Origin of the sequence: Janthinobacterium sp. NKUCC08_JDC (assembly GCF_019345575.1) — a bacterium.
Classification (GTDB): Bacteria; Pseudomonadota; Gammaproteobacteria; order Burkholderiales; family Burkholderiaceae_D; genus Janthinobacterium; species Janthinobacterium aestuarii.
The window spans coordinates 111,940-124,071 of the sequence record NZ_JAHKQW010000011.1 but is presented as its reverse complement, the minus strand read 5'-3'; the positions used below and the strand labels follow the sequence as shown (position 1 = coordinate 124,071).

Annotated in this window: 6 protein-coding genes; 4 read left to right on the top strand and 2 right to left on the bottom strand. The window is 63.2% G+C overall.

The genetic code is table 11. The features are described 5' to 3' along the window. Positions 1-72 precede the first annotated feature (72 nt). Together KO538_RS21935 and KO538_RS21930 are read left to right on the top strand one after the other, a co-directional pair. On the top strand, positions 73-384 hold the full coding sequence (locus KO538_RS21935; RefSeq protein WP_034758914.1) for a BON domain-containing protein: 312 nt from the start codon (positions 73-75) through the stop codon (positions 382-384). A gap of 72 nt (positions 385-456) precedes the next feature. Then, a complete protein-coding gene (locus KO538_RS21930) occupies positions 457-1,656 on the top strand; it encodes an AI-2E family transporter (RefSeq protein WP_374106874.1) in 1,200 nt (399 codons plus the stop codon). A gap of 61 nt (positions 1,657-1,717) precedes the next feature. On the opposite strand, the gene KO538_RS21925 is transcribed toward KO538_RS21930, so the two are convergent. Together KO538_RS21925 and KO538_RS21920 are read right to left on the bottom strand one after the other, a co-directional pair. After that, on the bottom strand, positions 1,718-2,665 hold the full coding sequence (locus tag KO538_RS21925) for a YihY/virulence factor BrkB family protein (RefSeq protein ID WP_219329637.1): 948 nt from the start codon (positions 2,663-2,665) through the stop codon (positions 1,718-1,720). A 72-nt stretch (positions 2,666-2,737) separates the two neighbouring features. Further along, positions 2,738-3,766, bottom strand: coding sequence for an OmpA family protein (locus tag KO538_RS21920; RefSeq protein ID WP_070304100.1), 1,029 nt, complete (start codon positions 3,764-3,766; stop codon positions 2,738-2,740). A gap of 471 nt (positions 3,767-4,237) precedes the next feature. Between KO538_RS21920 and KO538_RS21915 the strand changes: the two genes are divergently transcribed. Continuing rightward, positions 4,238-9,982, top strand: coding sequence for an alpha-2-macroglobulin (locus KO538_RS21915; protein ID WP_374106873.1), 5,745 nt, complete (start codon positions 4,238-4,240; stop codon positions 9,980-9,982). Continuing rightward, positions 9,979-12,084, top strand: a complete 2,106-nt coding sequence (pbpC, locus tag KO538_RS21910; RefSeq protein ID WP_374106872.1) for a penicillin-binding protein 1C — start codon at positions 9,979-9,981, stop codon at positions 12,082-12,084. The genes KO538_RS21915 and pbpC overlap by 4 nt, the downstream gene beginning before the upstream one ends. Positions 12,085-12,132 lie beyond the last annotated feature (48 nt).

Sequence of the window (12,132 nt, the reverse complement as noted above, 5' to 3'; positions counted from 1 at the left end):
GCGCGCAGTCACCACACTGGTATAAGAAGCTCATTGTGAGCACATTGATTGACCACTCCTAAGGAAAAAACCATGAAATTCACTAAATCTATCGCTACTGGCCTTTTCGTCGCTTCCCTGTTCGCCGTTGCAGGCTGCGCTTCGACCCCAACCAAGGAAGGCACGGGCGAGTACATCGACGACGCCGCGATCACCACCAAAGTGAAAGCGAGCATCTTCAATGAGCCTACCCTGAAATCGACGGAAATCAACGTGGAAACCTTCAAGGGCGTGGTTCAGCTGAGCGGCTTCGTTGCCCAGCCAGCCGATGCCGCCAAAGCGGGTGAAGTTGCCCGTGGCGTCAAGGGCGTGAAGTCGGTGAAAAACGACATCCGCGTCAAGTAATGGCCTGACCCGCCGCAGCGGCCAGCCCCACGGCTGGCGCTGCGGCCCACCACCGACCGTCGCGGGAATCGCATGCATATCCAGCCTTCAGATACCCCGCCCGAGCCGGTGGCGGCTGCCTCCACCGAGCCTGCCGGGCCACCTCCCGGCACGCCCGTGGAGCACTTGGACGCATCCTTGCGTTTGCCGCTGCATGTCAATGCGCGTGGCATGGCGCTGGGCATCATCGCCACCGTCAGCTTCATTTATGCGCTGCAGTGGGCACAGAAATTCCTCATTCCCGTCATCTTCGGCATTTTCATTGCCTACACCCTCAATCCCGTCGTCGCCTGGCTGGAAAAGCTACGCCTGCCGCGCGCCATCGGCGCCACGGTCGTCACGGCCCTGATCCTGTTCGGCTCCATCGTTGTGGTCGAGCGCGTGCAGGGCGAATTCGAATCCATCGTTGAAGAGTTGCCAGCCGCCACGCATAAACTGTCGCGCCTGATCGCCGCCAATACGGGTGGCAAGAACAGTACCTTCCAGAAGATGCAGGCCGTGGCCAATGAGATCGAGCAAGTGGCCGCCGGCGCCGAAGCGCGCCGCAACAACCGCCGCGCCGCGGCAGCGTCCGAAGGCCCCAATTTCAAGATCATGGATTGGGTCTGGGCCGGCTCGCTGGGCCTGGTGGGCTTTGTCAGCCAGGCCACCATGGTCATCTTCCTCGTGTTTTTCCTGCTGCTGTCGGGCGACACCTTCAAGCGCAAGCTCGTCAAGCTGACGGGACCGTCGCTGAGCCGCAAGAAGGTCACCGTGCACATCCTGGAAGACATCAATACCTCGATCCAGAACTATATGTTCATGCTGCTCGTCACGAATGGCTTGCTGGCCGTCCTGATGTGGATTGCCCTGCGCGTGATCGGCCTGGAAAACGCGGGCGCCTGGGCCATCGTGGCCGGCTTGCTGCACATCATGCCGTACTTCGGCCCCTTGCTCATCACCATCGCCACGGGGCTCGTCGCCTTTTTGCAGTTCGAATCGCTGGAAATGGTCTTGCTGGTGACGGGCACGTCGATGGCCATCGCTACCCTGGTCGGCACTTTTGTCACCACGTGGATGACGGGGCGCATCGCCCGCATGAACCCCACGGCCGTCTTCATCAGCCTGCTGTTCTGGGGCTGGCTGTGGGGCGTCTGGGGCTTGCTGCTGGGCGTACCCATCATCGTCATCGTGAAGGTCGTGGCCGAGCGCGTGCAGGGCATGGAAGTGGTAGCGGAATTGCTGGGCGAGTAAGTTGAGGCTGGATAAGAAAAACGGCGCCCGCGGGCGCCGTTGTTGCATGCAGACTGATCGCTTACGACTGGTGGCGTTTCAATATCTTCACTTGCAGGTCGCCGTCTTCCGTCTTCGGCATATCCTTCATGCTGCCCAGTTGCAGGGCGAACTGGCGCGTGAATTCGGCGCCCAGGAAGAAGATTTGTGCCGAGTAATATACCCACAGCAGCAGCGCCACCAGCGAGCCGGCCGCGCCATAGCTGCTGGCCACGCCGCTGTTGCCGATATACACGCCAATCGCATATTTCCCTAGTGAAAACATGAAAGCCGTGCCGATGGCGCCGATCAGCACGTCGCGCCAGGACAGGCGCACGCGCGGCAGCATTTTATAGATGACGGCAAACAGGCTGGCGATGACGGCAAAGCCGATCAGGTTCGACAGGATGGTAAACAGCACGGCCGTGTCCTTCCACACGCCCTCCCAGAAGTTGGCGAGGATGGCCATGGCCGCGTTGACCACCAGCGACACCATCAGCAGGAAGGCCAGTACCAGCACCAGGCCGAACGACAGCAAGCGCGTGCGCAGCATGTCCCAGGCGCCCGCTTCCTTCAAGGGCGGCACTTGCCAGATTTCATCGAGGCTGGCTTTCAGCTCGGCAAACACGCTGGTGGCGCCAAACAGCAGCAGGGCGCTGGCGATGAGGGTGGCGATGCGGCCCTGTTCATGGTTCTTCGCGCCGGCCAGCACCAGCTGGATGGCTTCGGCGCCTTGCGTGCCCAGCAAGCCCTGCAATTGTCCCATCAGCTCGCCGCGCGCGGCGGCCGGGCCATAGAAAAAGCCGGCGATGGCGATCACCAGCACGAGGATGGGGGCGATGGAAAACAGGGTGTAATAGGCGAGGGCGGCCCCCTTGCTCGAGGCGCGGTGTTCCAGCCATTCAGTGACGGAACAGAAGAGGACACTGCGCATCTGCTTGCTGAACGGCGCCAGGCTGGCCAGTTTGGGATAGCGGGTAGAGAAATTCATGGTGGCTTTCAATGCAAAAAGGGGCGCGAGCCCCTTTTTTTTTAATTCACAAGTGGCGTACCACTGTTCAGCTTACTGCACGCGGCGTTCGATGGTGATTTGCTCCACTTCAACGCGGCGGTTTGGTTCCAGGCACTTGATCAGGTCGGCACGTTTCTTGTTGTTGCACGTGACGACAGGATTCGTGGAGCCCTTGCCTTCGGCCGTCAGGCGGTTGGCGGCGACACCGTGGGCGACCAGGTATTCCTTGACTGCATCAGCGCGCTGCTGCGACAGTTTCAGGTTGTACTTGGGCGAACCGATGCGGTCGGCATAACCACTGATGACGACGTTGTTGACGTCCGGTGCTGCCGTCAGCACGCGTGCGATTTCGTCGAGCTTGGTCTGTGTCGGACCCAGCTTGGCGCTGTCGAACGCGAACAGTTCCGTTGCCGACATCGTCACTTTTTCAAAGCGTGCTGGTGGCGGTGGCGGCGGTGGCGGCGGCACGACCACGACCACTTCTTCACGCACTGGCGGCGGTGGCGGTGGCGGCGGCGGTGCAGGCGGTTTGTTGAATGCGTAGTTCAGGCCCACGGTGACGTAGTAGTTGTTGGCCTTGCTGCTCGGGTCGAACGTGTTGCCGCGCAGGAAACCGTGGACGTTGCGCACGTCAGCCTGGACGGACAGTTGATCGGTGATGCTGGACTGGAAACCCAGGCCCACGCTGGCGTATGGCGAGCTCTTGCTGCGCTCACCGAAGGCGAAGCTGGTGTCCTTGTCGCGTTGCATACCGGCACCGACCAGCAGGAAGGGACGGAAGGCTTTGCGCGAGAACATGTACAAGCCGTCTACGCCCAGCGTATTTTGCTGGTAGCGCTGACCGCCATCCTTGGAACGTGCATACGTGGTGCCCAGCTGGATATCCCAGTCCTGGGAAACAGGCTTACCGAAGCGCAAGCCTGCGCCATAGCCGGTTTTATCCGTGGCGAAGTCGGAATCTGGCTTGAGTGCGTTGATGCTAGGTTGAATATACCAGGAGGGATTGATTTCCTGGGCCTGTGCGCCGAGGGCAGAGCACAGGACTGCGGCGGCAACGGCGATTTTTTTTAGATTATTCACAAGTAACTCCCAACGTTGATAAGAGATTTTCTCTACGGCATCAAAACGACATCTTGCTACACGTGCTATTGCTAGAGATCGACCACACTTCCAGGTGCGTTTTCTTGCGATAAATGCACTGCTGTTGGACTAGAGAATACGGTTGCAGGTTCAGGTGGTCGGTGCGCTGGCGCACAAAGCATTGCGGTATATCAATGGTGTTGCAGATTCACGACAACGACTTTGCTGTTGAAAAAAACTAATTTGCTAGGTGAAACTTTTACAAGCACGCCACTTCCTGGCGCCGCGGCAAGAGGCAATCGTACGACTTGTCACCTGCATGCCACTGTATATTAGCAACAATGATGAGCTTGATAACTAATATTACATTGATGTTGTATTCCTGCCGCGTTCCGTTGCTTTTCCAGGCTTCCGCCAAGCAACTTTTGCGCGCCGCAGCCAGCTCCGCCACTTTTCATCAAGGAGTCACCCGTGCCTGACCTGCCCCGTATTTTTTCTTCCCCGCTGACTGGCAAACTGGGGGCCTTGTGCCTGCTGCTGTCGCTGGGCTCGGCGACGCCAGCCTGGGCCGATAGCGGCGTATCCGTGTTTTCACCGAGCGGCACGGTCAAGGCCGTACGCCAGGTACGGGCGCAGTTCGCCACGCCGATGGTGCCGTTCGGCGACATGGGCTTGCCCGCGCCGTTCGCCATCGATTGCGGCAAGGCCGAGCCTGCCGTCGTGGCGGGCGCGGGGCGCTGGGCCGACGAGCGCAACTGGAACTTCGATTTCGAGCGCGACTTGCCGGCCGGCGTGGCCTGCAGCTTCGCCTTGAAGCCGGGGCTGAAGGACCAGGCGGGCCAGGCCTTGCAGGGGACGACGTCCTACCGTTTCACCACGGGCGGCCCGGCCATCGTCGAGGCCGTACCGTATGACGGCCAGCCCTACATCGATGAAAACCAGATCTTCGTGCTGGGCCTGGACGCCGCGCCGAACGAGGCCAGCGTGGCCGTCAATGCGTATTGCCGCGCCGATGGCATCAATGAAAAGATTCCCGTGCGCCTGTTCAAGGGCAAGGAACTGGAGCAGGTATTGGCCCTGCGCAAAGGCTTTCTCGACCGCTACCTGACCGTGTACTTCAAGAAGCGGGGCGTCGTATGGAAAGTGGGCATGCCCGTGGCCAGCAAGGGCGCGCCGCCGTTGCCCGTCACCGTGCTGCAATGCAAGCGCAGCTTCCCCGCCAACGCCAAGGTGTCGCTCGTGTGGGGCGAGGGCATCGCCAGTGCCAGCGGCATCGCCACGGAGAAAGCGCAAACCCTGCAGTTCAAGACGCGTCCCGACTTCACGGCCAAATTCAGCTGCGAGCGCAGCAACCCGAAGGAGCAATGCATACCCTTCCTGCCCATGCGCGTGCAGTTTTCCGCGCCCGTGAAAGCATCGCTGGTGCGCGCCATGACCCTGAAGGGCGGCGGCAAGACGTATGTACCGACGATTTCAAAAGAGGAAGAAAAGGCGGAATTCCTGTATAGCGCCGCCTTCAACGGCCCCTTCCCCGTGCAAGCGAGTTTTGTCTTGAGCCTGCCGCCGAAGCTGACGGATGACGCGGGCCGCGCCTTGCTCAATCGCGCGCGCTTCCCCATGACGGTGCGTACGGGCGAACAGCCGCCGCTGCTCAAATTCCCGGCCCCGTTCGGCATCATCGAAGCGAAGGGCGACGGCTTGCTGCCCGTGACGGTGCGCAATATCGAACCCGTGCTGTCGGGCAAGGAAGTCGCCCAGCCATCCGCAGCCGCCACGGGAGCCACCTTGCGCGTGCCCGACAATGACGACAAGTTCATCATCGAGTGGATGCAGCGCCTGGCCGGCAATGGCGACGGGGGCGAATACTGGCAGCCGTACGCGCAATATGCGGGCAACATGAGCAAATCCGTCTTGGCGGGCGCGGCCGGCACGCGTCCTATCAGCCTGCCCCGTCCCGATGGCAAGAAAACTTTTGAAGTGATCGGCATTCCGCTGCAAAAGCCGGGCTTTTACGTGATCGAACTGGCCAGCCCCATCCTCGGCAAAGTGCTGCTGGGCAAACCGACGACGGCCTATATCCGCACGGCCGCGCTGGTGACGAATCTGGCGGCCCACTTCAAGCATGGCGCGCAATCGTCGCTCGTGTGGGTGACGTCGCTCGACAAGGGCGCGCCTGTTGCGAAAGCGCAAGTGGCCGTGCGCGACTGCGCCGGCAAGCTGCTGTGGCAGGGCGCCACGGGCGCGGACGGCGTGGCGCACATTCCCGGCGAACTGGCCAATTCCAGCTGCAAGAACAACGGCCGCTACTTTATCAGTGCGCGCAGCGGCGGCGACATGACGTTCACCCTGTCGGACTGGGTGGGCGGCATCGAAGCGTGGCGTTTCAATTTGCCCACGGACGACACGCGCGCCGACAACACCTTGCTGGCGACGGTATTTGACCGCACCTTGCTGCGCGCCGGTGAAACCGTGCACATGAAGCATTTCATCCGCAAGCACACGGGCGAAGGCATGAGCCTGGTCGAGAAGAACAACGGTCCCGGCAGCGCCACCTCCGTCGTCATCACGCACCAGGGCAGCGACCAGAACTATCAATTGCCGCTGCGCTGGTCCGCCAGCGGCACGGCGGAAAGCGACTGGGTCATCCCCGCCGACGCCAAGCAGGGCGAGTACAGCGTGACGATGGCGGGCCGACCATCCGGCAGTTTCCGCGTGGAAGCGTTCCGCGTGCCGACCATGAAAGCCGTGCTGCAGGGACCGAAAGCGCCCGCCGTGCAGGCCAGGCAGCTGGCCCTCGATGCGCAAATCACGTATCTGGCCGGCGGCGCGGCCACCAATGCGCCCGTCAAGCTGCGCACGGTGCTGCAAGACAAGAGCGTGACGTTTGCCGATTATCCCGATTTCAGTTTCAGCAATGGCGACGTGAAGGAAGGTCTTGTGAAACAGGGCACCGGCTACGACGACGATGAGGGTGGGTGGCAGGACGAGGGCAATGGCGGGCATGCCGGTGCAGGCGCGGCGGCCGCGCGCACGCAAAGCTTGACCCTGGACAAGGCGGGCGGCGCGCGCATCGTCATCGACCAGCTGCCGCAGCTGTCCACGCCGCGCGACCTAGTGGCGGAAATGGCGTTCCAGGATGCGAATGGCGAGACGGCTTCCGTTGCCACGCGCGTCCCGCTGTGGCCATCGAACTATGTGATCGGCATCAAGCCTGACGCCTGGGCCTTGAGCAAGGATGCCTTCAAGTTCACCGTGGCCGTGCTCGGCACCAATGGCAAGCCCGTGGCGAATGCCCCGGTCGCCGTCGATTTCTTCCAGCGCAACAGCTATTCGCACCGCCGTCGGCTGATTGGCGGCTTCTATGCATATGAAAACAGCAGCGAAGTGGTCAAGCTGGGCCCGGCGTGCTCGGGCAAGACGGATGGCAAGGGCCTGTTGATGTGCGACGTGAAGGCGCCCGCCAGCGGCAATCTGGTTCTGCGCGCCAGCACGCAGGACAGTGCCGGCAACGCGGCTGTCGCCAACCGCGAAACGTGGGTGGCCGGCAGCGGCGACTGGTGGTTCAACGCCAGCGACAATGACCGCATCGATGTGCTGCCTGAAAAGAAACGCTACGAACCGGGTCAGGAAGCAAGCTTACAGGTGCGCATGCCGTTCCGCGCGGGTACTGCGTTGATCACGGTCGAGCGCGAAGGCATCCTCGACACCTATGTGCGCCAGCTCAATGGCCGGGAACCGGTGGTGAATATCCCGGTCAAATCGAACTACGCGCCGAATGTGTATGTGTCCGTGTTTGTCGTGCGGGGCAGGGTCGATGGCGTGCAACCGACGGCCTTGGTGGACCTGGGCAAGCCGGCCTACAAGATGGGCATCGCACCGCTGAACGTGGGGTGGCAGGCGCATGAACTGAACGTGATGGTCGTGTCCGACAAGGAGGTGTACAAGACGCGTGACAAGGCGGAGGTGTCCGTGCGCGTGCGCCGCGCCGACGGTAAACCGTTGCCAGTCGGCGCCGAAGTGGCGCTGGCGGCCGTCGATACGGGCTTGCTGGAACTGATGCCCAACGATAGCTGGAAATTGCTCGACACCATGATGGCGCAGCGCAGCCTGCAGGTGGAAACGGCGACGGCGCAGATGCAGGTGATCGGCAAGCGCCACTTCGGCCGCAAGGCCTTCCCGGCCGGCGGTGGCGGCGGCAAGGGCGCCAGCCGCGAGCTGTTCGATACCCTGCTGTTCTGGAAGGGCACGGTCAAGCTCGACGCCAAGGGCGAAGCGACCGTGCAAGTGCCGCTCAACGATTCATTGACGGCGTTCCGCATCGTCGCCATCGCCAGCGCCGGCAAGGAACTGTTCGGCACGGGCAGCACGGACATCCGCAGCTCGCAAGACTTGATCCTGATGTCGGGCTTGCCGACCCTCGTGCGCGAAGGCGACCAGTTGCGCGCCGGTTTCACCGTGCGCAACACCTCGGCCGCCTCGCTGAATGTGGAATTGAACGCCAGCGCTGCCGGCAAGGCCTTGCCGCGCCAGAGCTTGACCCTGGCGGCGGGCGAAGCGCGCGAAACGGGCTGGGATTACCAGGTCCCGCTCGGTGCGCAAACGGTCGTGTGGGAGGTGGCTGCGAAAGCGGGCAACCATACCGATAAACTGAAAATCACGCAAAAGGTAGGCCAGGCCACGCCCGTGCGCACCTACCAGGCCACCTTGCAGCAAGTCGACAAGCCCATCAATATGTCCGTGCAAATGCCGGTCGGCGCCTTGCCGGGCCGGGGTGGTATCCAGACCAGCTTTGTCGCCAAGCTCGGCGGTGAGCTGCCAGGTGTGCGCGAGTACATGGCCGCGTATCCGTACACCTGCTTCGAGCAAAACACGTCGAAGGCCATCGCGCTGCAAGACCAGGAGGCGTGGAACAAGCTGGCCGCCAGCCTGCCCGCCTACCTGGATGGCGACGGCATGCTGAAATACTTCCCCATCATGGAACAAGGCAGCGACAGCTTGACGGCCTACGTGTTGTCGGCAACGAAAGAAGCGGGCTATGCGATTCCCGAACAGACGAAAAACCGCATGGAAGCGGCTTTGACGGCCTTCGTACAGGGCCGCATCGTGCGCCGTTCCGCGCTGGATACGACGGACCTGGCCGTGCGCAAGCTCGCCGCACTGGAAGCGTTGTCGCGTTCGAACAAAGTGCCGCCCGATGCGCTGGAAAGCATCAGCATCAACCCGAACCTGTGGCCGACTTCGGCCGTGATCGACTGGAGCCTGTTGCTGCAGCGCACGCCAAACCTGGCACGCCGCGATGCGCTGCTGGCCGAGGCGCAGCAGATACTGCGTTCGCGCCTGAATTTCCAGGGCACGACCATGGGCTTTTCCACCGAGCGCAAGGATAACTGGTGGTGGCTGATGGTCTCGGGCGACGTCAACGCCAACCGCCTGCTGCTGGCCGTGATGGACAACCCGGCGTGGAAAGACGACATCGGCCGCCTCGTGCGCGGCAGCATGGGCCGCCAGAAGAAGGGCCGCTGGGATACGACGGTAGCCAACGCCTGGGGCACCCTGGCCATTAACAAGTTCTCGGCCAAGTTCGAATCCACACCGGTGGCGGGCGCCAGCGCAGTCAAGCTGGGCGGCGATACGCAAGCGCTCGTGTGGAACGGCGCGGCGAAAGTGGGCCCCGTGCTGCAACCGTGGCCGAAGGGCACGGACACCCTGGGCCTGGCGCACAGCGGCACGGGCAAACCGTGGGCCACCGTGCAAAGCCTGGCGGCGATCCCGCTCAAGGCGCCCGTGTCCAGCGGCTACACGATCAAGAAAACCGTTACGCCGGTGGAACAGAAGATGGCGGGCGCATGGTCGCGCGGCGACGTCTACCGCGTGCGCCTGGAGTTGTCGGCGCAGGCGGACATGAGCTGGGTCGTGGTCGACGACCCGATCCCCGCCAGCGCCACCGTGCTGGGCAACGGCCTGGGCCGTGATTCGCAGTTGATGACGGCCGGCGAGAAATCCACGGGCTGGGTCTGGCCCACGTTCGAGGAACGCGCGTTCGACGCCTTCCGCGCGTATTACGCGTTTGTGCCGAAGGGCAGCTGGAGCGTGGAATACACGGTGCGCCTGAACAATGCTGGCGATTTCAGCCTGCCGGCCACGCGCATCGAAGCCATGTATTCGCCCGAAATGTTTGGCGAGTCGCCGAACGCGAATGTGAAGGTGGGGCAGTGAAAGGCAAGGTTTTACTGATAGGCTGCCTGCTGGCCAGCCCGGTCTTCGCCGAGGCGGTCCTGACGCCGGCCCAGGTGCAGGCGGCCTACCGCAGTTCGGAAGCGCAGTTGCTGGACCGTAGCGGCGCGCCGCTGCAATCCTTGCGCGTGGACATGAAGGTGCGGCGGCTGCCGTGGGTGCCGCTGGCCGATATTTCACCGGCCGTGCAACAGGCCGTGCTGTTGGCGGAAGACCAGCGCTTCATGCAGCATGGCGGTGTGGATGTGTCCGCGCTGGCCACGGCTGCCTGGGACAATCTGTTTTCCAAGAAAGCCCGGGGCGCCTCGACCATCACCATGCAGCTGGCGGGCCAGCTCGATGCGGACTTGCAGGCGTCCTCGGGCGGGCGCAGCCTGCGCCAGAAGTGGGACCAGATGCGCGCGGCCCAGGCCATCGAAGACAGCTGGAGCAAGGCGCAGATTTTTGAAGCCTATTTGAACCTCGTGTCGTTCCGCGGCGAGCTGCAGGGCATCGCGTCCGCCTCGTACAGCCTGTTCGGCAAGGCGCCGTCCGGCCTGAACCAGACGGACGCCATCATTCTGGCCAGCCTCGTACGCGCGCCGAACGCGCCGCCGGCCACCGTCACGCGGCGCGCTTGCGCGCTGGCGAAAGAGTGGCGCATGGACAGCAGCTGCCAGCTGATCGGCCAGCGCGTGCAGACGGCCTTGCAGCGCAACGCGCTGGCCGCGGAGCTGGCGCCGGCGCCGCAAGTGGCGCAGCAGTTGCTGAAACAGCCGGGTGCGCAGGTCGCCAGCACGCTCGATGGTCCTTTGCAGCGCTTCGCGCAGGAAAACCTGCGCCAGCAGCTGGCCTCCTTGCGCGAGCGCAATGTCAACGATGGCGCCATCATCGTGTTAGATAACCGCAGCGGCGAGATCCTCGCGTATGTCGGCAATGCGGGCGGCAGCCATGTCGATGGCGTGGCGGCCCTGCGCCAGGCCGGTTCCACCCTGAAACCATTTCTATATGAACTGGCGATCGAGCGCAGGCTGATGACGGCCGCGTCCGTCATGGACGACTCGCCGCTCGACGTCGCCACGGCGTCCGGCATGTATGCGCCGCAAAACTACGACCGCAATTTCAAGGGTTACGTCAGCGCCCGCACCAGCCTGGCCAGCTCCCTGAACATTCCCGCCGTGCGCACGGTGCTGCTGACGGGGCAGGACGGTTTTTACAACCGCCTCAAGGAAGTGGGCCTGTCGAGCCTGACGGAACCGGCCGAGTACTACGGCCCGTCGCTGGCGCTGGGCTCGTCCGAAGTGACCTTGCTGGAACTGGCCAACGCCTACCGCGCGCTGGCCAATGGCGGGCTATACAGCACGGCCAGCCTGCAGCCGGGCCAGGCTGGCAAGGACCGGCGCCGTGTGATGGAGCCGGGCGCCGCCTTCATCGTCGGCGATATCCTGGCCGACCGCGCCGCGCGCAGCATGACGTTTGGCTTGCGCAACGAGCTGGGGACGAATTTCTGGAGCGCCGTCAAGACGGGCACGAGCAAGGACATGCGCGACAACTGGTGCATGGGCTACTCGGCGCGCTACACGGTGGGCGTCTGGGTGGGCAACTTCGACGGCAAGCCCATGTGGGACGTATCGGGCGTGACGGGCGCCGCGCCCGTGTGGCGCGACGTCATGGATTACCTGCACAAGAACGTGCCCAGCCACGCCCCGAAAGCGCCGCCAGGCGTATTGCAGCAGATGGTGGCGTACCAGCCCGCGCTCGAAGCGCCGCGCCGCGAATGGTTTATCGCCGGCACGGAAAGCCCCGTCATCGCCGTTCTGGGCGACACCGTGAAGCCGCCCGCCATCGTGTATCCGGCCGAAGACAGCATCCTCGCCATCGACCCCGACATCCCGCCCGCCCTGCAGCGCGTGTTCTTCCAGGCACAGGGCAGCCATGCCTTGCGCTGGGTGCTCGACGGCAAGGACCTGGGCGCGGCGCTTGACAGCATCAGCTGGCACCCCGTGCCGGGCAAGCATCTGCTGGCGCTGGTCGACGATGCGGGCAAGACGGTGGCGCAGGTGGCGTTTCAAGTGCGGGGCAATGCGCTGGCGTCGCTGAACTAGGCGGGGTGAACCGTGTCCTTGGCCAGCTTCTAGCGCAATATAATCAAA